This window comes from Dyella koreensis (assembly GCF_044904565.1).
Lineage (GTDB): Bacteria > Pseudomonadota > Gammaproteobacteria > Xanthomonadales > Rhodanobacteraceae > Dyella_D > Dyella_D koreensis.
The window spans coordinates 377083-399364 of sequence record NZ_JADIKD010000010.1; the positions used below are offsets into that span (position 1 = coordinate 377083).

Annotated in this window: 18 protein-coding genes; 7 read left to right on the top strand and 11 right to left on the bottom strand. The window is 63.6% G+C overall.

Going from position 1 to position 22282, the window contains the following annotated elements; translation table 11 throughout:
- Positions 1-44 precede the first annotated feature (44 nt).
- The 5 genes from ISS97_RS11280 to ISS97_RS11300 form a co-directional block, all read right to left on the bottom strand.
- Positions 45-2102 (bottom strand): alpha-galactosidase, encoded by a 2058-nt coding sequence (locus tag ISS97_RS11280; protein WP_379986592.1) that lies wholly within the window; start codon positions 2100-2102, stop codon positions 45-47.
- Positions 2103-2213: 111 nt separating this feature from the next.
- Positions 2214-5291 carry a TonB-dependent receptor plug domain-containing protein gene (locus ISS97_RS11285; protein ID WP_379986591.1) on the bottom strand — a complete coding sequence of 1026 codons (3078 nt, stop codon included), beginning with the start codon at positions 5289-5291 and terminating at the stop codon, positions 2214-2216.
- A 172-nt stretch (positions 5292-5463) separates the two neighbouring features.
- Positions 5464-6426, bottom strand: coding sequence for a 1-phosphofructokinase family hexose kinase (locus tag ISS97_RS11290; protein ID WP_379986590.1), 963 nt, complete (start codon positions 6424-6426; stop codon positions 5464-5466).
- Positions 6423-7394, bottom strand: coding sequence for a carbohydrate kinase family protein (locus tag ISS97_RS11295; RefSeq protein WP_379986589.1), 972 nt, complete (start codon positions 7392-7394; stop codon positions 6423-6425). Before ISS97_RS11295 ends, ISS97_RS11290 begins: the two co-directional genes overlap by 4 nt.
- Positions 7391-8593 carry an SIS domain-containing protein gene (locus ISS97_RS11300; protein WP_379986588.1) on the bottom strand — a complete coding sequence of 401 codons (1203 nt, stop codon included), beginning with the start codon at positions 8591-8593 and terminating at the stop codon, positions 7391-7393. Before ISS97_RS11300 ends, ISS97_RS11295 begins: the two co-directional genes overlap by 4 nt.
- Before the next feature lie 108 nt (positions 8594-8701).
- Between ISS97_RS11300 and ISS97_RS11305 the strand changes: the two genes are divergently transcribed.
- From ISS97_RS11305 to ISS97_RS11320, 4 genes are all read left to right on the top strand, one after another.
- Positions 8702-9568 (top strand): class I fructose-bisphosphate aldolase, encoded by an 867-nt coding sequence (locus ISS97_RS11305; protein ID WP_379986587.1) that lies wholly within the window; start codon positions 8702-8704, stop codon positions 9566-9568.
- A 61-nt stretch (positions 9569-9629) separates the two neighbouring features.
- Positions 9630-10850, top strand: a complete 1221-nt coding sequence (locus tag ISS97_RS11310; protein ID WP_379986586.1) for an amidohydrolase family protein — start codon at positions 9630-9632, stop codon at positions 10848-10850.
- Complete coding sequence (locus ISS97_RS11315) at positions 10847-11653, top strand: DeoR/GlpR family DNA-binding transcription regulator (protein ID WP_379986585.1); 807 nt, start codon at positions 10847-10849, stop codon at positions 11651-11653. Before ISS97_RS11310 ends, ISS97_RS11315 begins: the two co-directional genes overlap by 4 nt.
- A 759-nt stretch (positions 11654-12412) precedes the next feature.
- Positions 12413-13618 carry a DUF3472 domain-containing protein gene (locus ISS97_RS11320; protein ID WP_379986584.1) on the top strand — a complete coding sequence of 402 codons (1206 nt, stop codon included), beginning with the start codon at positions 12413-12415 and terminating at the stop codon, positions 13616-13618.
- 246 nt (positions 13619-13864) lie between these two features.
- Here the strand turns inward: ISS97_RS11320 and ISS97_RS11325 are convergent, their stop codons facing one another.
- A complete protein-coding gene (locus tag ISS97_RS11325; protein WP_379986583.1) occupies positions 13865-14470 on the bottom strand; it encodes a class I SAM-dependent DNA methyltransferase in 606 nt (201 codons plus the stop codon).
- A 114-nt stretch (positions 14471-14584) separates the two neighbouring features.
- Here ISS97_RS11325 and ISS97_RS11330 point away from each other — a divergent pair, with 114 nt between their 5' ends.
- The 3 genes from ISS97_RS11330 (at position 14585) to ISS97_RS11340 (ending at position 18146) form a co-directional block, all read left to right on the top strand.
- A complete protein-coding gene (locus ISS97_RS11330) occupies positions 14585-14872 on the top strand; it encodes a hypothetical protein (protein ID WP_379986582.1) in 288 nt (95 codons plus the stop codon).
- Between the two features lie 504 nt (positions 14873-15376).
- Entirely contained in the window at positions 15377-16933 is a 1557-nt protein-coding gene (locus ISS97_RS11335) for a DUF1800 domain-containing protein (RefSeq protein WP_379986581.1), read from the top strand.
- Between the two features lie 10 nt (positions 16934-16943).
- Positions 16944-18146, top strand: coding sequence for a DUF1501 domain-containing protein (locus ISS97_RS11340; protein ID WP_379986580.1), 1203 nt, complete (start codon positions 16944-16946; stop codon positions 18144-18146).
- Between the two features lie 142 nt (positions 18147-18288).
- Here ISS97_RS11340 and ISS97_RS11345 read toward each other — a convergent pair whose 3' ends face one another.
- The 5 genes from ISS97_RS11345 to ISS97_RS11365 form a co-directional block, all read right to left on the bottom strand.
- On the bottom strand, positions 18289-19077 hold the full coding sequence (locus ISS97_RS11345) for a hypothetical protein (RefSeq protein ID WP_379986579.1): 789 nt from the start codon (positions 19075-19077) through the stop codon (positions 18289-18291).
- Positions 19078-19153: 76 nt separating this feature from the next.
- Positions 19154-19603, bottom strand: a complete 450-nt coding sequence (locus ISS97_RS11350; RefSeq protein ID WP_379986578.1) for a DUF1579 domain-containing protein — start codon at positions 19601-19603, stop codon at positions 19154-19156.
- A gap of 19 nt (positions 19604-19622) precedes the next feature.
- Positions 19623-20960, bottom strand: a complete 1338-nt coding sequence (locus ISS97_RS11355; protein ID WP_379986577.1) for a hypothetical protein — start codon at positions 20958-20960, stop codon at positions 19623-19625.
- A gap of 36 nt (positions 20961-20996) precedes the next feature.
- Positions 20997-21902 carry a sensor domain-containing protein gene (locus ISS97_RS11360; RefSeq protein ID WP_379986576.1) on the bottom strand — a complete coding sequence of 302 codons (906 nt, stop codon included), beginning with the start codon at positions 21900-21902 and terminating at the stop codon, positions 20997-20999.
- On the bottom strand, positions 21899-22264 hold the full coding sequence (locus tag ISS97_RS11365; protein WP_379986575.1) for a PadR family transcriptional regulator: 366 nt from the start codon (positions 22262-22264) through the stop codon (positions 21899-21901). The genes ISS97_RS11360 and ISS97_RS11365 overlap by 4 nt, the downstream gene beginning before the upstream one ends.
- Positions 22265-22282 lie beyond the last annotated feature (18 nt).

A 22282-nucleotide genomic window follows, 5' to 3' on the forward strand; every position in this document is an offset into this window, starting at 1 on the left:
TGTCGGCGCCTGCCGGCCGCGTGGCGGCCGGCAGGCGATATGACTCAGCTTTCCGGTGTCAGCTCCAGGGTCAGCACTTCGAACGGCGCAAGCTGCACCGTGCTGGCGTGCTCGGCATCCAATCGCTGCGGCAACGGATCACCACCGCTCTTCCACACATCGCGCACGCTGAAACGCCGTGCGGCATCCGCCGGCAGCTCAAGCTGGCGCTGCAGGTCGATCACTGCGGTCTGCGCCTGCGCACTCGGGTTGCGGAAGGTGACGATCGACTTCTTCGGCGACCACGCCGCCCAACCGTAGACATCCAGCCGGCCCGGATCGCCGCCGATCCAGTGCGTATCGCGCAGCACCTCGGCATTGACGCGCGACCAGCGCGCGGCCTCGGCCAGCGTGTCCCAGTCCTGCGTGCTAAGCAGCGACGGCGTGATGTACAGCTCCTGCAGCTGCGTGCCGGTGGCGAAGTACGAACGCACTTCGTTGGCAAAGTCGTGGCCCGGATCGGTATTGAGCTTGTGGTTCTCCTTCGCGTAGATGATGCCGTGGAGCATCAGCGAGTTGAGCGGGAACAGCGGTCCCTTCACCACGATGTTGTGGTACGTCTCGCGATCGCGGTAAGTGATCCAGCGTTCACGCTTGCTGCCCACGCCGGTCAGCTCGTCGTCTTCGCCGTCGCGCCAGATCGAATCGGCGTAGCGCAGCCAGAACGGCGACGCGGTGGTGCCGGTGGTGAGATTGATAAACAGATCCGGCTTGGCCGCGCGGATATCCTCGATCAACTGGATTGCGGCACCGAAGTCGCTGTCGAACACGCTGCCCGGGAATACCTTGTTGGCATTGCCGGTGCCGTCGAACTTGAACTGATTGATGCCGTCCTTGTGCACCAGCTCCATCACCGCGTCATGGAAACGCTGGTAATACTTCGGGCCCGACAGTGCGAGACCGCGATCGATGATCTCGTAGCCTGCCTTGGCGCCATTCTCGGCACGCTCCTTGGCCGGCGGACCGTAGCCGCCCCACGGCGATAACCACATGCCCGGCGCTGCGTCGTACTTGGCCGCCGCGTCGCGCAACGGCAGGAAGCCGCGCGGGAAGTCCTTGCTGAAATGCCAGCTTCCGCTGCGGTCGTCCCAGCCGTCGTCGAACAGGAACGAATCCAGCTTCACCTTGCGCTTGACGCTCAACTCCTCACCGAAGGTGTGGATGCGGTCCAGCGCCTGCGCCTCGGTATAGGGCGTGAAGTAGCCGATGTCGTACCACGAGTTGTAGTGCAGGAACGGCTGATAGGGTCGCGCCCGCTCACGCTCCAGGTAGTGGGCGAAGTCGCGCCGCAACTGATCGTCGTGCGTGGCGCCGACCACCGCCGAATAGGTCACCGATTGCCCTTTGCGTAGCGGCAGCTCACGGTCAATCCACAGACGCACCTGGGTACCGTGCACCTCGCTGCTCGACAGTGGATGCTCGAAACCGAAGTAGTCGCGCCCGGCCACCACCGGCGAACCCGCCACCGTGCCCACCACTTCCGCATCCGCGGCCTTGGACTGCAGCAGGCTGACCTGCTTGATCGCCTCGTCCTGCTTCAGCGCGGTGATGGTTACGATTTCGCGCAGATAGTCCGAGCCCTCGCGCTGCACCCACTGCCAGTCGATGCGGAAGCGGCCGGCCTCGTCGCCGAAACTTGCCTGCACCGCGCTGCCGGGAAGACGCTCCGCCATGCGCGACGCCTTCGGATCGACCGGCAGCTTCACCTGCTTCGGCGCGGACAGCACACGCAGATCGCCGGAGGCCAGCTTGCTGCCATCCGCCATGGTCAGTACGAACGGCGCGCTCACTGCGAACTCTTGATGGTTCAGCCCGTCCGTCACCACCATGTCGCCGAGCTTGCCGCCGGCCAGCTTCCATGTCGCGGCGATGCTCGCGTTGCCGAACTGCTGCGTATCGCCCTGCTTGGAAAACGTGGCTGCGTGCTCGCTTGGCGCGGCATTCAACAGACTGACCATGCCGGCTGCCAGCATGGCCACCAGCAGCTTGCGCTGTGCGGCATAGCGACCACGCGGCGGCGTTGTGTCAGCGGTGCATCGGGTAGAACGTGAAATCCATGACATGCCTGAAACCTCACCCTTGTTCGAAGTCCCCGCGGCGGCCATACACCGCCGCGAGCGAATGGAAAGGGAGGGAGCGCAACCTCGTTGCTGCGCCCCTCCCGATGGAGCGCGTCAGAACTTCTGCTGATAGCGCACGTACACGTAGCGGCCGATGTCGTACGAGGCGTTGTAGTTGTAAGGCGTGTCGCTGCCCGCATAACCGCCGTAGACGTAGGGACCCTTGCGATTGAAGACGTTGTTGGCACCGAGCGAGAACGTGCCGTTCCACGGCGCCTTCCAGTACACCTGCGCATCGTTGAAGGTGACCGAGGCGATCTGTGTCATCGGCTGCGGACCCGTGCCCGGTGCGAAGTAGTCCGGCAAGCTGCACGGGAACGCGGAACGCGTATCCGGCGGCGGGAATGCGCACGGCGCCTTCAGCGGCGAGAAGTAGCGCATCGTCCAGTTGGCGCCGAAGTCGTGCCACGACCAGTCGATGGTGAAGTTGCCGCGCAGGCGCCACACCGACATCGCCGTCTGCGACGAGGCGATGCCCGCGCCATGGACCACCGCCGAGCCAAGCGTCGGCAGCATGTCGTAACTATCGACGTAGGTGCCCGTCAGGCCCAGCTTGAACTGGCCGAATGAGTACTTGGGCAAGGCATAGGCAAACGAGAAGTCGTAACCGGCCGTCTTCTGCCAGCCCGCATTGGTTTCCAGATTCAGCAGATTGATGATCTGGTTCGATCCGGCCTGCCGCTGAAACTGTCCGCAAGCCGACTCGATACCGAACTGGTAGCAGTTCGCCAGCACCTGGTCATTGGTGATGCCGGTGATCAGGTTGCGGATGTTGTAGCGCCAGTAATCGAGCGAGACGTTGAAGCCCTGCAACCACGACGGGCTATACACCAGGCCTACCTGCCCGTTGTAGGAGGTCTCCGGTTTGAGATGCGGATTGCCACCATTGAAGCTCTCCGTGATGCCCGCCGCACCGGCCTGCGTCACCGGCTGGCCGGTGAGATCGACCTGGCGGAAATTGGCACCCACGCCGGGCAGTCCGCCGAAGCCGGTCAGACAGCGTTGCGCTACGGTGTCGCTATACCCGTATCCGGCCGGCCCGTAGACAGCATCGCAGGGATCGGTGAAGCCGCCCGCGTTATAACGCCCCTGATAGAGGTCGTTGACCGTCGGCGCGCGGAAGCCGGTGCCATAGCTTGCACGCACCAGCAGATCTTCGATCGGCTGCCAGGTCAGCTTGAACGAGCTGTTGGTGGTGCTGCCGAAGTTGCTGTAGTTCGAATAGCGGATCGCGGCATCCAGCGAAAGGCTCTTGATCGCCGGCAGGTCTTTCAGCAATGGCGCATTGACCTCGGCGTACGCCTCGTTCAAGAAGTAGCTGCCCTTATTTGGACCCACCGCGCCATCGGTGGAATAGCCAGCCGCCGCGAACGCGTCAGGACGGTCGTAGCCGGATACCGTGCGATGCTGCACGCCGGTGGCGAAACTGAAATCGCCGCCGGGCAAGGCGAACAGGTTGCCGCCGAAATCGGCCGTGGCCGCCTTCTCCTCACTGCCGTAGTGCTCGACACTGTTGACCAGCAGGTACTGCAGCATCTCCGGCGTCAGCGCGCCCAGCGCATTCACTGGCACGCAGCCGGCGATCACGTTGCCCGGCGTACCGCAACGGACGACGCCATCAGTGTCCTTGAACGACGGCCCCAGTCCGTCGCGCGCATGCGGAAGGTTGAAGTAACCCGTACGCGTGTTAACGCCGGTGATCTTGCTGTCGTAGTAATTGACGTCCCAGTTGAACAGGTGATCGCCCACGCTGAAGTTGCCTTCCAGCCCGGCGCTGTAGCGATAGTTCTTGGGATTGTTGTAGCTGTTGAAGGTGATGCCGGCGAGCTTGCGGTAGAACTTCACGTCCTGCGGCGTCATTCCCGGCTGGTTGTACGGGTTGTAGTAGCTGTCGGCCGACAGCAGCGACGGGAAGTCGTCATGCCCGCCCATGCCGCTGTACATGGTGCTGGTGCCTGCGGTCGCCTTCTCATGGTCGATGTTGTAGCCGGCATTGAAATGCGCGGTGATGTTCGATGTGATGTTGTAGTGCGCATCCAGATACAGGTTCTTCGTCGTATCGGCCGTGCGCAGCATGTTCTGGTGGCCGCTCAGGTTGTTGTAGGTGTAGTCGCCGGCATCGGCGAGGCTGCCTACGTCGCCGCCGTCATTGAAGACGCGCGGCTTGACCCGGTGGTAGTCGCTGAGATTGAACGGATTGCCGCCCTGGTTCAGCACCACCCCGTGATGACTGCCATCCGGAAAGGTTGCGTTGCTGATGATCGGCTGCAGGCCGACATAGGTGCGGCCGTAGTACGGATGGCGATCGGTCCACGGGTAGCTGGAGAAATCGCGCGAGCTGGTCCATACAGGGCGCTGGTCCTGGTACGAGGCGCTGAACACCACGCCCCACTTGTCGGTGCTCTTGCCGAAGGTGAAGTCGTACTGGCTCTGCATGCCGTCGCCGTGCGGCGAGTAGATGCCGTTGTAGGTGTTGACCTCGGCGCCGTTGTAGTTCTTGCGGGTGATGATGTTGATCACGCCCGCGATCGCGTCGGAGCCGTAGATCGCCGACGCGCCGTTGGCGAGCACGTCGATGTGATCGATGATCGAGGCCGGGATCACGTTGACGTTGGTGTAGCCGCCGTGCGCGGCACCGATGCGCTGGCCGTCCACCAGCACCAGCGTGCGCGGCGCGCCGAGGCCACGCAGGTTGATGAACTGGCCGCCCTGGTTGGGGCCGAGGTCGCCGGGTGCCGACATGCTGAGGTCGGGCGTGGCAGCGGCGGAAACGTTCTGCAGGATCTGGCCGACCGTCGCGAAGCCCTGGCGCTCGATGGCGACGCGATCGATCGTGATGACCGGCTGCGCATCGGCTACATCGACGCTGCGGATATTCGATCCGGTGACGGTGACCTGCTGCAGACGCACGGCCTTTTCAGGGGCGGCGTCCTTATCCTGCTTTTTCGCTGTTTTCGCGGCAGCGTCAGCTGGCGCGGAGGTGTCGACCTGCGCGATAGCCATGCCTGCGAACGCGAGACCACCCAATCCCCACGCCAACTGCATGGCCATCACCGACTTGCTGATGGATGACGCGAGCAGGCGCTTTCTCCTGCCATCGAACGTACAGCCACCGCTTTTCTTTGCACGCATGACTACCCTCTCCCGTGGTTCGCTAGCGGACTGCGCGGACACCTGGTTGCTCCCCGTCCGGTGCAGTCGTTGTTGGTTGCCCGTGGAAGCTCCACCTCTCCACGAACCTGCTTTTGTTGCTTTGAAACCTCCTACGCAAACGGCCGCTTCCTCCCGGAAAGCGGCCGCCTGCTCACATCGATTCCGCCGAACTCCGTTTCACCGCGTCCGCCAGGCGCTGTACCCGCACCTGGGGAAGCAAGCGCTCCACAATCTTTCGCTCGACGTAGCCGGTTTCCTCGGCGGCCGCATTGGCAGCGCCACAGGCCACGCCCAGACGCAGCGTCTGCTCCAGCTTCATGCCGCGCACTGTGCCCACCGCCAAGCCAGCCAGCAGGCAATCGCCCGAGCCGACCGTGTTGCGGATGTCCGTCAATTCAATCGAGGCATGCCAGACGCCGCTGGCATCGACAGCGATAGCGCCCATCGCCCCCATGCTCACCACGGGCATGGTCACGCCGCGCGAGAACAGTTCGAGCGCGGCATCGGCGGCGGCCGCAAGATCGTCGACGGGACGTCCCAGCAGCTCGGTGATTTCGTCGCGATTCGGCTTGACCAGGAACGGCTGCGCCTGCCACGCATGCCGCATCACCTTGCCGCTGGCATCGACCATGCAGCGCTTGCCCATGGCATGCACCTGAGCAACGAGTTCGGCATAGGTGGTCTCCGCCATGCCGCGCGGCAGACTGCCGGAAAGGACCAGCAGATCGCTTTCGTCGATGCAGCGCCGGAAGGTCAGCAGCAGATCGTCGCGTTGCGCCGCGCTGAGCTGCGGCCCCTGGCCGAGCACTTCGGTGATCCTGCCGGAGGCATCCTGCACGGCCAGGCAAGTGCGGATGCTGGCGCCGATCTCGACCCCATGGAACAACGTGCCGCGCTTGCTCAGATGCTGTGCGATCAGATTGCGATGCGCCGCGTCGACCAGGCCCACCAACTGCACGCGTTCGCCCAGCGCGGCGATGGTCTGCGCGACGTGCAGCCCCTTGCCGCCAGGATAAACCTGCTCATCCAGCGCGCGGTTGATCTCGCCACAACGCAAGGCATCGACCCGGATCAGCCGGTCGATCGCCGTATTGAATCCGCCCACCGTGATCATGGCGCCTTCGCCACAAGCGCACGCGCTTCTTCCGCATCAGCCTGCCGCGTGGTGCCGCCGATGCCGCGCGTGGAAAGACTGCCGCAGGCGCTGCCCCAGCGCATGCAGTCGCGCAACGGCATCTCGCGCAGCCAGGCATGCAGAAAGCCAGCATCGAAGGAATCACCTGCGCCAGTACTGTCTACTGCATCGACGACATAGGCTGGCACTTCGAGCAGATCGCCTTCGTGCAAGGTGGCGCAGCCGAGGCGGCCGCGCTTGACCACGGTGCGCGTGCGGCCGTTGTCGAGCGCGATCAGCGCGTCGCGCACATCGTGGTATCCGGTGATCGCTTTCAGCTCCTCCTCGTTGGGAAGGAACAGATCGACCTCGTGCAGCGTATCGCCCAGATCGGAGCCCCACTGCCGCGCCGGATCGAAACCCGGATCGAGCGAGGTGCTGAGCCCCGCCGCATGCGCTCGCGCAAACAGCTCGCGACAGCCGGGGCGCAACGCTTGCTGCAAGTAGTAAGACGACACGTGCAGGTGTTCGGCTTTCGCCAGCAACCCGGCGCTCACTTCATCCGCGCGCAGTGCTGCGATGGCGCCGGCGAAGGTCACCAGCGAGCGGTCGCTCGGCGTGGAAAGCGATACCGTCACGCCGGTACGCAGCGCGGCATCGGGCCGCAGCGAAGTCACGTCGATGCCTGCGTCGCGCAACGCACCGAGGCAATACTCGCCCCAGGCGTCGAGACCCAGCTTGCCGTGGAACGCCACCGGATTACCCAGCCGCGCCAGCCCCATCGCGCAGATCATGGATGAGCTGCCCGGCGTCATCAGGAAATCGTCGGCCAGCACTTCCTTGCCCGGCGCGGGCGCGGCGTGCAGGCCCTTGAGCACAAGATCGGCATTGATCTCGCCCACGACCAGCACGCGCCTGATCAGGTCTTGCCTGATCAGATCAGGCTTTACGGGGCCACCGGCTGTCACGCGTCCGTCCCGTGCAGGGTGAAGTCCTGCACTACGCGGGTGAGCACGCCTTGCGAGGGTGTGTCCGGGCGATCGCCCAGTTGCAGACAGCGGAACATCGCCAGCAATTGCCCGACGACCACGCCGGCCAGATGCGAAGGCAGCTCGCCGTCATAGCCGAGGCCGTGCAGATCGATCGCCACGTCACCCTGCGCGATCACGTCGGCGGGCAGGTTCTCACCCACCAGCAAGGTCGCCATGCCCAATTGCTTGCGCGACAGCTCGCGCAACAGATCAAGTTCATAACCGCGCACCGCCGGATCAGGTGAAAGCAGCGCCACGATCAGCGTGGAAGGACGGACGCTCGACATCGGCCCGTGGCGCAACCCAAGGAAAGTCTCGGCCATGGTGATGACCTTGCCGCCAGTCATCTCCAGCATCTTCAGCGCCACCTCGCGCGCCGCGCCGATGGCGCCGCCGCTGCCGAGATACACCGCCGACTCAATATCGCGAGAGGCCAGTTCGGCCAGCGCATCAGCCTGATGCGCGAACACCGCTTCCACCGTCGACGCCAGGCGCGATACGGCTTCTTCAGCAAGTTCATCCTGTGTGCCAAGCAACAGACCACTGCCCGCCAGCAACAGATTGGTGAAGCTGCTGGTCATCACCAGGCTGCGGTCGTTGGTGCGTTCGTCCAGCACCACCACGCTGACGCGCGGGTCATGGTTGTAACGCGTGGCGAGCTTGCCGTTGGCGTTGCAGGTGATGACCAGATGACGCCAGTCCGGCCGGTCGGCCAACACGCGATCCACCACGCCACCGCTTTCCGGGCTGTCGCCGGAGCGTGCCAGCGAAATCAGCAGGCCCGGCCCCGGCGGCAGCACGCTGCGCCAATGCGTGAGCAAGGTGCCGGCGGCGATCGCCTGCGCGGGAATGCCGAGCCCCGCCTGCAACGTGGGCGCCAGGCATTCGCCGATATACATGGAGCTGCCCGAACCGGTCAGCACGATCGAACCGGGCTGCGGCGTCAGCGCCTGTGCGATGCGTTCGCGCACCGCCGGCTCGCGCAACAGGGCGGCGGTGCCGCGCCAGGTCGCCGGCTGCTGAAGAATCTCGCGCAAGGTGTCGGCATAGCCCACGGCCTGCTGCTCCGCCAGCGAGCGTGCACGCAGCTCCGCGAGGGCATCATTTGCTTTCGTTTTCTTATCAAGTATTGACATTTTGCCCGATTCGCTCGAATGTGAAACCGTTCGGTCACGGAATTCAGGGTATTCGAAATGAATCAGAGCTTACAAGCCCTTTCGAAAGCTTCCGAAAAGTTTTCGAAATTGTCGCTTTCGCACGGCAAGCGCGCACGTCTGTGGCGCCTTCTTTACGGGCACGGCCCGCGCAACGGCAGTCTGCTGGTGCTGCCGCTGGACCAGGGCCTGGAACACGGCCCCACCGATTTCTTCCCCAACCCGCCGGCGATCGATCCGGAGTACCAGTTCCGGCTGGCGGTGGAAGGCAACTTCTCCGCGATCGCGCTGGGCGTGGGTCTGGCCGAGAAGTACATGGCCGATTACGCCGGCCGCATTCCGCTGATCCTCAAGCTCAACGGCAAGACCAACATTCCCAGCGATGCACATGCCACGTCGCCGCTGTTCGCTTCGGTGGAAGACGCCGTGCGCCTGGGTGCCGACGCCGTCGGCTACACCATGTATGTGGGTTCGCCGCGCCAGCACGACGAGTTCCGCCAGTTTGAAAAGGTGCGCCAGGACTGCGAGCGCTACGGCATGCCGCTGGTGGTGTGGTCGTATCCGCGCGGCGAGGCGATCGAAGCCAAGGGCGGCAAGAACAGCCTGTTCGCGCAGGACTATGCCGCGCGCGTCGCGGTGGAACTGGGCGCCGACATCGTCAAGCTGCATGAGCCCAACGACAACCGCACCAACGCACCCGCCCCGTACGACAAGCTGGATGAAGACGCCAGCGCGCGCAGCCAGCGCGTGGTGCGCTCGGCCGGCCGCACCATGGTGCTGTTCTCCGGCGGCGAGAAGAACGACGACGACGCGGCCGTGCTGCGCAAGGTCGAGTTCTATATGGACTCCGGCGCACAGGGCGTGATGTTCGGCCGCAACATGTGGCTGCGCCCGCTGGATCAGGCCGTCGCGCTGGTCAAGGAAGTGCACAAGATCATGGCCAAGCACCCGCGTTGATGCCCCGCTTCATCTCCCCTCCGGGCAACCGAAAGGGAGAGGAAGAAGAGCCGAGATCAAGATGAGCCAAGCCCCCTCCTGCTTCTGCTGCGCACCACCCACCGGCGCCGGCACCGTGCGCGTCGAAGGCAGCAAAAATCAGCTCAAGACGGCGCCGGACACCAGCAAGAACGCGCTGCGTCTGTGCGACTTCAAGCCGCGCAGCATGTTGCATGTGAAGCAGACACGGGTGGAGCGCCCGCGCTTCCCGGTGATCGACATGCACACGCACCTCACCTGGACCGCCAACGTGCGCAACGGTGTGTCGATGGGTGAGGAAATCACCGTATTCGCGCAACCCGACGATCTGTTGCCGGTGATGGATCGCAAGGGCATCCGCACCCTGGTCAATCTCACCGGCGGCACCGGCAAGGGACTGGAGCAAAGCATCCGCCTGTTCGACCAAGCCGCCCCTGGACGCTTCCTTACCCTTACCGAACCTTCGTTCGAGCTGTTCGACCGGCCGGATTACGCGCAACTGCAGGGCGATGCCATCACGCACGCGCACCGCATCGGCGCGCGCGGACTGAAGTTGCTGAAGACGCTTGGCCTGTATCTGCGCGAGCAGATCGACAGCGGCCCGCTGGTGGCGGTGGACGATCACCGCTTCGATCCGATGTGGGAGGCCTGCGCGGCCTACGGCATGCCGGTGTTCCTGCACGTGTCCGATCCGGAAGCGTTCTTCTTGCCTACCGACCCCGGCAACGAACGCTACGAAGAACTCAGCCGTCATCCGGACTGGTCGTTCTACGGCCCCGAATTTCCCAGCAACGCTGAAATCCTCGCCGCGCGCGACCGCATGATCGCGCGCCATCCGCGCACCACCTTCGCCCTGATGCACGTGGGCAATGGTGCGGAGAATCTGGAAGCGGTATCGGCCTGCCTGGACCGCTACCCCAACACCGTGGTGGATATCAGCGCCCGCATCGGCGAGCTCGGCCGTCAGCCGCGCACCGCGCGGCGGTTCTTCGAGCGCTACCAGGACCGCATCCTGTTCGGCACCGACGCGGTGCCTTCGCCCTACGGCGACGACGTGCCGCAGCAACTGTTCGGCGACGCGCTGTACGAGATCTACTACCGCTTCCTGGAAACCGACGACGAATACTTCGACTACGCGCCGGCCGAAACGCCGCCGCAAGGGCGCTGGTCGATCTATGGGCTGGACCTGCCTGACGCTATCCTGCGCAAGGTATACCATGACAACGCCGCCCGACTTTTGCGCCTGCCGAGCCTCCCTGCATGAGTGAAGACCAAGCATCCGCCCCTTCGCGCCGCCTGCTGGTGGAGGAGCGCCGGCGCCTGATCGTCGAGTACGTCGAAGACCAGGGCCGCGCGACGGTGGATGAACTGGCCAGCCGCTTTCGCACTTCCGCCGTCACCATCCGCAATGACCTGGAAGCACTCGCACGCAGCTCGGCCATCGCACGTTCGCACGGCGGCGCCCTGCCCGCTCCCGCGCCGAGCACGCACGACACGCCGCTGAACATCAAGGAGACGCGCTATCACGCGCAGAAGCTGCGCGTCGGCCAGGCTGCGGCGCGGCTGATCAACGACGGCGAAACCATCATCCTCGACTCCGGCTCCACCACGGTGGAGATCGCGCGGCAGATCCGCCAGATGAAGTTCGAGTCGCTTACGGTGATTACCAACGCGTTGAATATCGCGCTTGAGTTGTCCGGGTTGCCGCATATCCGCGTGATGATGCTTGGCGGGCTGTTGCGCGACACTTCGTATTCGCTGGTGGGCCCCGATGCGGAACAGGCTTTGTCCAAGCTTTCCGCGGACAAGCTTTTCCTCGGCGTGGACGGACTCGATCCGGTGGTTGGCGTGACGACTCCCGATCCGCTCGAAGCGTCGCTCAATGCGCTGATGATCCGCGTGTCGCGCGAGACTATCGCGGTGTTCGATGCGAGCAAGCTTGGGCAGCGGAGTTTGTCTGTCATTACTCCGGTGCAGCATTTGCATCGCGTCATTACTGATAGCAGTGCTGAGGCGAAGATGGTGGAGTCGTTGCGGGGGGCTGGGGTGGAGGTCACGCTCGTCTGAGCGTTTTTTGCGTACGTCGCATAGCTCCCTTGTTCGTCGTCCCTGCATAGGCAGGGTGAACGAAGAACATCCCCGCCGTCCTGCCCCTAGAAGGCGGACTTGCGATACCCCCTCCTACTTCGTCATCCCTGCGCAGGCAGGGATCCAGTAGTGAAGCGCCACGATGTTCGCGTTGTCGCCACCGTGCTCGCCTGCGGCGGGCTTTCGAACCGCTGCCGCGGTCCGAGTCACTTTTCTTTGCTTGCCCAAAGAAAAGTAACCAAAAGAAAAGGCACCCCTCTTGCGCGCTCTCCGGGCTTCGCCCTCCGAGTCCGTGAGGGTTGGCCGGGCTTTTCGACAGGACATCCGTGTCCTGTCGAAAAGGCATCGGCATCCATGCCGATGCCCCCTTCGGGGCCTGATCGTCCAACCCTCACCGCTTCACAGGGGACCCGAAGATCAAGAGCCGACAGAGCATTGGGCTTCGCCCTCGCTCTGGCTTTGCCTTCGCTTTTTTCGCGCAGCGAAAGTATCGAATGAAAGTGTATGAACTTCTTATTTCTTTCGTTACTCTTCGTTTGTTATCACATGCTTTCAGCCTGTGATGCCGGCTCGCCTGCTTTCCGCCCGCGCCGGGCTGTCTCTCTGCAGCGCTGCTTCGGGCTTTCGATGCACTACGGTCCATCAACCTTGGGAGGAGTTATGCGACATCTTGCATGTCAGTTCTTCGGGCTTTTGTTGACGCTTTCGTGCGGGGCGGCGGCGGCGCAGGACGCGTCGGTGCCTTTGGGGGGCAATGCCTTCATCACCAATACCTCGCCCACCAAGAACGAAACCATCACTGACACCGGCTTGCATAACTGGGATTCCAGCAAAGCCGTCGTCAGCGTTTACTTCGATGTGCAGCAAGCTGGCGAGTTGCAGCTCTCGCTGGCGGGCAGTCTGACTGGCGCCAGCCACAGCACGGTGAAAGTCTCGATCGGCGGGCAGTCGCATCTGGTCAATCTCTCCAGCACCGCACCCTCGCCTTTCCCGGCTGGCAGCTTCACCATCGACAAGCCGGGCTACGTCAAAGTGGATCTGCAAGGTGTCAGCACCGACGGCGGTTACTACGGCGACATCACCGACCTGCAGATTTCGGGCAGCGCCACGGCGGCCGGCACGGTGTATGCGAACGATCCGGCCAATTTCTATTGGTCGCGGCGCGGGCCCTCGGTGCATCTCGGCTACAAGGTGCCCACGAACACGGAGTACTTCTATAGCGAAGTCACCGTGCCGGAAGGTCAGGACCCGGTCGGCTCTTACTACATGGCCGATGGCTTCAACGTCGGCTACTTCGGCATGCAAGTGAACTCGCCAACCGAGCGCCGCATCCTGTTCTCCGTGTGGGACTCGCCGACGGGCAACACCACGCTGGTGAACAAGGGCCCAGGCGTAATCACCAACGGCTTCGGCGGTGAAGGCACCGGCGGCCAGAGCCACCTGCGCTATGCATGGGTCGCCGGCCAGACCTATCGCTTCCTCACCCGCGCGCAGCCCGATGGCAACGGCAACACCTTGTTTACCGCGTGGTTCGCCAGCGCTGGCGCGCAGGGCAATTGCAATGCGCAGAACAGCCAGGGCAATTGCGACTGGCATCTGATCGCCACCTGGAAGTACGTGGGCGACACGCATTACCTGCGCGGGATGTATTCCTTCCTCGAATCCTTCGATCCGGATCTCGGTTACATCGGCCGCCGTGCCGCCTTCGGCAACCAGTGGGCTAAACCCGCGGGCGGCGACTGGGTGGAAATCACGTCCGCCTATTACGATGCCGATCCCACCGGCCTCAACAAGCAGCGCCTGGACTTCGCCGGCGGCGTGATCGGCAACCAGTTCTATCTGCGCAACGATGGGTTCTTCACCCCGTCGGTATCCTCCGGCCAGACATTTACGCGTACACCGACCGGCATCAAGCCGGATGTGAATCTCGACAACCTGCCTTGATACGCGCTTGATCTATCGCAGCCGGTCATCGAACCGACCGGCTGCGATGCCTTAGCAAGAAACGGATGGTGGCCGCCCTCGATCATCGCGACCATGCCGTCCATGAAAAAGCTATCGACGAGCTACCTGCTCGGCTGCTTCATCCTGATCGCCGCGCACGGCAGCGCGCGTGCGGATTGCGAGCTGCCCTTCGCACCCAAGGACATCCGCACCCGCATGCAGGCCTTCCACTACCGTCACTACGGCTCAGCTCAACTGCGCCCGCTCCAGCGCCGCGATATGCCGCTCCAGCCGCGGCCCCAGATAACAGTGCGAGCCGCAGGACAGCAGCCCCACCTGGCTGAACTCCCGCAGATACCAGCCGGGCGCCCGTGAGTTGAAACCGTCGTGGTCGCCGGCCACGTCGTCCTTGCTGGTGAACACTTCGAGGAAGGCGATGCCTTCCAGCATCTCGCCGATACCCACAAGCCCCGCGCGGATTTCCGCCGGCTTGAGATAGTGCAGCACATCGGTGCAGACGATCAGGTCGAAGCGCTGATCGAAACGCAGCTCCGCCAGCTGCCCGAAACGCGCCAGCCCGATATTGCGGCTGCGCCCGTAGCGCGCCACCACATACTCGCTCGCGTCCAGGCCGCGGTAATGAATATCCGGCCGCAACGCGCGCAGCGGCGCACGCCAGGTCGCCTCGCCGCAGCCCACGTCCAGCACATTGCGGATCGGCCGCGCCAGGTAGTACTCCGCCTGCGCCACCACCATCGCGACCTTGCGCCGCAACTCCGCCGGCGAACCCACCGCGTGACTCGGATCGCGATACCACTTGTCGAAATAGGCGCGGTCGTAGGCTTTACTCATCATGATTCTCCGGCAGACGGCGCATGGTAGCCGAGACGCGGCATCCCCTTGACCTTGCGCTTACATGCACGGGCTCACCATAACGCGTGGAGCCGTACCGTCCAGGAGTCCGCCATGCCCATGATCCGCATCCGCATGATCGGCAGCCGCGACCACGCCAACACCCTCATCAACGCCCTCCACGGCATCGACGGCATCGAACACGTGGAAGAGGTCGACGACCTCATGGACAACATGCGCGACGACTCCAGCTCCAGCGAACTCGTCGACGACGAAGGCGGCGAACTGGTCTACATCGAAGTCCGCGCCCCCGACACCCGACACGCCGATGCCGTACGAGACGTAGCCGAATGCGAAGCGCGCCTGCTGGATGTCGTGCTGGAGTTCGTCGAAGAGTTCTAAGCCCCTCACATCCTCCTCCCTGGGACGGGACACGCACCAGGGCAAAACTATCCCGACGCCTGACACTGGAAAGAGCGTAGCTACAGAGCCCACCGCCCGCTCTCAGGCCATTTCTCTTTGGTTACTTTCTCTTTGGGCCAGCAAAGAGAAAGTAACTCGGGCGCCGGCAGGCGTCCGAAATGCCCGCTGCATAAGCGGCCAGAGCACGCAGACGCGACGACCGAAGCACACCACTCTGGATGACCAGCTTCGCTGTTGTAAAGCGCCTCAGGCCTTCGCCGGAATGACACAGTAGGCGATATGTAATGAGCGAGCAAAGCTCACCACCACACCCCTCAAAACAATCCAACGCAAATTCATACGAACCCTTAGCAAACCCTTCCCCCCGAATGAATCCCCCCCGAATGCGCCCCACTCCACACCCCACCCATGTCCTCCCATGACATCGTCCTGCGTTGAAATGCCAAGCAACCTCCATCGTCCTTAGCCAGGAAGCCAAGACGCATGTCACCCGCCGACCGTCACCCGCTACGCCAGGCCACCCGCCGCCTGCTCCCTCTGCTCACCCTGATGCTGCTGCTCGGCCCCGCCGCCGCGATGAGCCGCAACGCCGATGCGTTGAGTGCCGAGGACATCGCATGGCTACGCCGCGATGGCTTCGATCTCGACAGCGCCAGCGTGGCCCGCTATCGCGAACTCGGCCGCTCGCGCTATCTGGATGAGCAGCTCGACAACAAGGCCGACGACCGCATGCCGCCGGAGATCGCCGAACTGATCAGCAGCTATGAAGTAGTACGCACGCCGCCCGATCAGCTGCTGGAGTCGCTGCAGCAAGAACAGCAGCGCATCAAGGACATGCCCGACGGCGATGACAAGGTCGCCGCCAGGAAGGCGCAGCAGCAACATGCCAACGACTTGCTGCAACAGGCGCAACAGACCGAGCTGCTGCGCGCGGTGTACGGCTCCAACCAGCTGAAGGAACAGATGGTGTGGTTCTGGCTCAACCACTTCAGTGTGTACGGCGCCAAGGGGCGCGTGCGCTGGGTGATCGGCGAGTACTCGGAAGGCAGCATCCGGCCGCATGCACTGGGCAAGTTCAAGGATCTGGTGATGGCCACGCTGGAAAGCCCGGCCATGCTCGAATTCCTCGACAACGCGCAGAACGCCAAAGGCCACGTCAACGAGAACTACGCACGCGAACTGATGGAGCTGCATACGCTCGGCGTGGGCTCGGGCTACACACAGCAGGACGTGCAGCAGCTCGCGCTGGTCCTTACCGGCGTCGGCATCGCGCCGAAGCAGGACAAGCCGCAGAAGCTCAACCCCAAATTCGCATCGCTCTACGTCCGCAACGGTTTGTTCGAATTCAACCCGGCCCGCCATGATTTCAGCGACAAGGTACTGCTCGGCCAGCACATCAAGGGCAGCGGCTTCGACGAAGTGGAAAGAGCCGTCGACCTGATCACCCGCCAGCCGGCCTGCGCACAGTTCATCTCGACCAAACTGGCCCGCTACTTTGTCGCCGACGATCCGCCGCCGGCGCTAGTGGCACGCATGGCCAAGACGTTCCAGCGCACCGACGGCGATATCGCCAAAGTGTTGCGCACCATGCTCGAGTCAAAGGAACTCACTGCCAGCCAGGGCAAGAAGTTCAAGGACCCGACGCAGTTCGTGGTGTCGTCGGTGCGTCTCGCCTATGACGGCAAACCGGTGGTCAACGCGCGCCCGATGCTCAACTGGCTCAATCAGCTCGGCGAGCCGATCTACGGCCGCCTGACGCCGGACGGCTGGCCGCTTGACGCCAGCGGCTGGGCAAGCTCCGGACAGATGGCCAAACGTTTCGAGATTGCGCGCGCCATCGGCACCGGCAACAACCGGTTGTTTGTGCCGGAAGGCAGCAACGCCACCGCACCCGGTTTCCCGATGCTGACCTCGCGGCTGTATTACGACGCGATCGATCCGCACCTTTCTTCCGCGACGCGCGATGCGCTGGCCAAGGCCGCCTCGCAACAGGAATGGAACACCTTCCTGCTCTCTTCGCCCGACTTCAATTACCGCTGAGGTGGCACCCATGAACCGCCGACAATTCCTGCTCGCCGCGGCAACCGCCGCCGTCGCCGCTCCCTCTCTCTCTTTCTCTGGCCGTTTGTTCGCGGCACCGGCCAGTGCGCCGCGCTTCCTGCTGGTGTTCCTGCGCGGCGGCTACGATTGCAACAACCTGCTGGTGCCCTACGGCAGCGACTTCTATTACGAATCGCGCCCCACGCTGGCCATCGCACGCCCCGACGCGAACAACGCGAACAGCGCCATCGCGCTGGACAGCCAGTGGGGCCTGAACCCGGTGCTGCGCGACACCATCTATCCGCTGTGGCAGCGCAAGCAGGTGGCCTTTGTGCCATTCGCCGGTACCGACGACATGTCGCGCAGCCATTTCGAAACGCAGGACAACATCGAGTCCGGCGAACCGACCCAGCAGCGCAGCGATTACCGCTCCGGCTTCATGGCGCGCCTGTCCGGTGCGCTCACGGATGTGCCTTCGATCGCCTTCACCGACGCGCTGCCGCTGAGTTTCCAGGGCGGCAAGAAGGACATTCCCAATATCTCGTTGCGCGGCGTCGCCAAGCCGACGTTCGATGACCGGCAGTCGGCCATCCTCTCCGACATGTACAAGGGCACTTCGCTCGCTGCCGCCGCGGCCGATGGATTGGAGCTGCGCCAGAAGGTGTCAAAGGACCTGCAGGACGAGATGATGAAAGCCAATCGCGGCGCGGCCTCAGCCAAGAACTTCGCCGAGGAAACCCAGCGCATTGCCACGCTGATGCGCCAACAGTACCGGCTCGGCTTTGTCGATGTCGGCGGCTGGGATACGCATGTAAACCAGGGCAGCACCACCGGCCCATTGGCAAACAACCTCACCAACCTCGGCCAGGGTCTGGCCGCTTATGCCGACGCGCTCGGCGACGAATGGAACAACACCATCGTAGTGGTGGTCTCCGAATTCGGCCGCACCTTCCGCGAGAACGGCAACAAAGGCACCGACCATGGCCATGGCACGGTGTACTGGGTGATGGGCGGACGCATCAACGGTGGACGCATCGCCGGCTCGCAGGTAGCGGTGAATGCGCAAAGCCTGCTGCAGAACCGCGACTATCCCGTGCTCAACAACTACCGCGACCTGCTGGGTGGCCTGTTCAACCGCACCTGGGGCCTTTCCACCGGCCAGCTGCAAAATGTATTCCCCGGCGCGCGTCCAAAGGATCTACAACTGGTGTAGGAGCCCACCCTGTGGGCGATGGCCCTGCGCCAGCAGGGCCGATGTCGGAGCCAGAGCGCGGTCTTACCGGGCGGTGTCGCCCACAGCGCCTGCCCCGGACTTGATCCGGGGGTGGGCTCCTACGGAAATTGAGCGGCGCCGGTTACTTCACCGACACCACTTCAACCACACCCGTCTGCCCGCCCTGCACCGACTCCTGCTTCATCACCAGCGCCACATCCGGGCAATACCAGTCGGTCATCTTCGCGGTGTTCGCAGGCGGCAGCATGGTGTGGCCAGCCACGGTGATGGAGCCAGCGCGCGTGATGCGCTCGTAGCGTACCGGCCAGCACATGAGCCGGCCGATGCGCGTCTCCAGTGCAGTGCGTTCGCCAACCAGTTTCTCGCTCGACGTCACCTTGGCCGACGGCATCTTTATCTGTCCCGCCGGCATGCCGCTCGCGGCCATCTGCGCATCCATGCTCAGCTCGTAGGTCTCGCCTGGCAGGCGCTGGCCTTCACCGGTGATCAAGCCGGTGTAGGAGAGCGTCTCCAACCCTTTCGCACTGATGGAACCCGCCGCACTGGCGTTGCCCGCACGCGCCGCAAGCTGGCCGTCAGCCTCATGCTTGATCACCTTGGCGCGGTCCGCCTTTACCTCGACCCGATAAGCCGTACGGGTTTCGTTGGATACGCCGATGCGGCTGGCCGACGCCAGCGTGGTGACTTCGGCATGACAGCTGCCGGCGCCATCCTTCTTCACTTGCGCGACGTTGATCGTAGCGTGGATGCCCGCCGCACCCTGTACCGCCAGGCGGATTTCGCCGCCGTCGTGCATCCACGGCGCTTCGCAAACGCCGGCGCGCGCAGCCAAAGGAAATACGCCGACCATCAGCACAACCAGCAAAGCAGAAGAACGAACAACCGGGCGAAAGAAAACCAAGCGATCCATGCGTATGATTTCCGGGGATGGGAAAGGCACGCATCACAGCAGACAACGCAAAACCGGACAACTGCCGTTCGCCACATCACGCCACGCGGCGATAGCTCCCGGTCAGCACCGGCTCCCAATGCACACCGGCATCGAACGAACTCTCCAGCGTCAGGCGGTATAGGCCGTCGCCTTCCGGTACGTAGATATGCCGTGTCTGCCCGCGCGGCGAGCTGCGCAGAAATACCAGGCGCTGCCCGTCCCAATGCCCAGGCGCCGCGTTGGCCGGTATGAAACCGAAGCTATCGAACCAGTACAGACCAAACTGATCGTGCTCCGGCCCCGCCACCATGACGGCGTGCGCCTGCAGCGCCGGCTCGCCATCGCGGGTCTCGCGGTAATCGAGCACGATCGCCTTGCCGCCCAGCTCCAGGCGCGCATCGACCGTTGCCATTGCAGGACCGCCCGGCCCCCAGCGCGTGGTCGCGATCTGTTCCTCGCCTTGCCACTGGCCGATCAAAAATTCCAATGCCCCCAGCATCGTCATGCCTCTCGTCGATGGGCGCTCAATGCGCCCCTTGGTGGATAAGGTTCAACGTCATATCGCCGGGCCGCGCCCCTTGATCCAGTTGCCAGCCCTCCGCCAGATGCAGCGTCCAGCCGGCGCCTTCGATCGTGCCCTGTTTCGCCGCGTTCTTGCCGGGTGCCGCAACGGTCAGGTGTTTCCAGTCAGCCGACAGCAAGGCGCCCTCGCGCACTTCGATCGAGCCCCAGTCCGACAACACCCGCATGGTGGGATAGACCGTACCGGCATCGCCGAGCGGCACCAGTGTGCTCGGATTGAACATCACCTGGGGCTTATTCAGCGGCAACACCAGCAGCGCGCCATCGACAAGCGCGGCCTTGTATTTCGCCACCTGCTGCTGATGTTGCTGTTCGCGCGACTGTTCCGCCGCGAGCAGCGCGGCACCGTCATATGCAGCAGCACGCTGCTCCGCCTGTGCATCCGTCACCGCACCAGCCTTGAAGCCAAGCGCACCGACAAGCAGTTCGGAAAGCCCGACTTCATGCGCCCGTATCGCCTTCCGCCAGGCGGGTGCATAGCGATCCAGCAGCAGGCCGTACGCGGGACCGGTGGCATACGCAAAAGAGCGTACAAAGCTCGGTGCTGATACATGCGAAACCAGATCGTTCTGCGTCAGCGACAAGCGTTCCGCCGGCGTCGTCGCGCCTACCGCTATGCCGGTGTATTCGGCCAGGCCTTCGTTGCGCTCCAGCGCGCGTTCACTCTGCGCAGCCCCGGCAAAATGCTGATAACGCACCGCACGAAACACCAAGGCATCTTCCGCATGCTGTCGGCGCAGCTTGTCATCCGTCGCGGCCAGCGCCGCCGACAAGGCACGCCATTCCAGCTGCATCAGATAGCGGCCCTGCATGGTATCGAGATGCGCGTTGCTGCCCTCAGGCGCCGGTGCCAGTCCCAGATCGTCCTGTATGCGATGGAAGGATTCGTGCGCCATCACGGCGCGCCGCTGCCCTCCATCGTCCGGCGCCGGCCAGTTCAACTGCACCCAATGCACGCCGGCCCAGGTCACCGAGGAGTTGGCGAAAGGCACGTCATCAGGCAGCCGCCCCGTAAACACGCCATGCTCAGGTTTCAGCAGGCCCTGCGCGTCAGCCTGATTGGTCATCAACCGTCGAGTCGACGGTTCGACGAACATCATTGGTCCACACAGGCTCTTGCCCCAGAGTACACCGTGGTCGGCCGCGCATTGCTGATGCGCCTCATCGAACCAGCGCCGCGCCTGCGCCGGATCGAAGGCAGGCGCCTCCACCGCACCCAGCAGGCCGGCGGGCATACACAGACTCAACGCAACGACCAGATACATACGCGAACGACGCATGAAGCACCTCCGGCAACGGGTCGATAGAACCTGCGATCAAGCGGCAGTACGCGACACCAGCAAATGCTTGGCGATCTGCCCTTGCATATGGCCCAGTGCACGCACCAGATGCAAGGTAACGAAAAGCAACACGATGCCTATGATGCACAACAGGAACGCATCGCCCCAGCCAGGCACATGCGCGCCGACACCCCAGTTGATGGTGATGTGATCGTTGATGTCGTCGAAAAGATAAGCCACCGGCGCGCCGATGAAAGCGATCGATACCGACATCAAGGTCACCGTGAGGGTGAAGTAGACGATACCCAGCGGCAACATCAGAATCATGTAGAACAACGTGGTCCAGGTGCGCGCGTCGGAAAACATCGTCCCGATCCGCTTCATCAACGACTGTGCGGACTGCTCCGGATACGGCGGCCGACGCGGCATGCGTACGCCCAGCATGGCCTCCACGATGCGCCCCTCAATCAGTGACAGCGCACGCACGGTACCCAGGAACAACACGATAAAAGGAATGCCGATGATCAGCACGGAAAACCCCGCCGACAGCGATACACCCGTCACCGCCCACACGAAATAGAAAATACCCGTCGCGAGGGCCAGCAACATATAGAACATCGCCCCCCAGGTGCGGGGATCGGCTGCCACGCCGAAGAAACGCCCCGCCAGCGAATGCCGCTTCGGCGTCGGCGGCGGACGCAGCGCGCGCTGGATCTTGATCTCCTGATCGCGATAGATCTCCGCCACTTCCTCCGGTGCGCCATACGTGCCGACCACATGGGCCAGCATGTCCGCTTCGCTGCGGCCGGGCTGCTCGGCCAGTTCGGCGCGCAGGTGTTCCTCCGCGTCGTACAACGCATCCTGGATCAATGCAGGGTCCGCACCGCGAAGGGCGGCGCGCAGCTGCTCCAGATACTCCGCAATGGTACGCGGCGTGTTCATATCACCCCTCCTTGCAAAACGGCATCGACGGAATCGCGGGTCGCACTCCAGGCCGCCACCCACTCGCGCAACACTTCACGACCCAACTTCGTAATGCGGTAATAACGCCGCGGCGGCCCGCTGACCGAGGGCTCCACTTCGCTGCCAAGCAGACCGTAGGCCTCGAGATTGCGCAGCACCGGATACAGCGCGCTCTGCTTGCCCGCCAGCACGCCCTCGCCTACCTCTTCCAGGCGCTTGGCGATCTGATAGCCATACATCGGCTGCCGCGACTGCCCGAGCACGGCCAGCAACACAAGCGACACCGTGCCCGCCGAGAGCTCCTTCTGGAATTTCTTCAGCAAACCAGCGCTGTCATCCATCGACATACCCTCACGGCT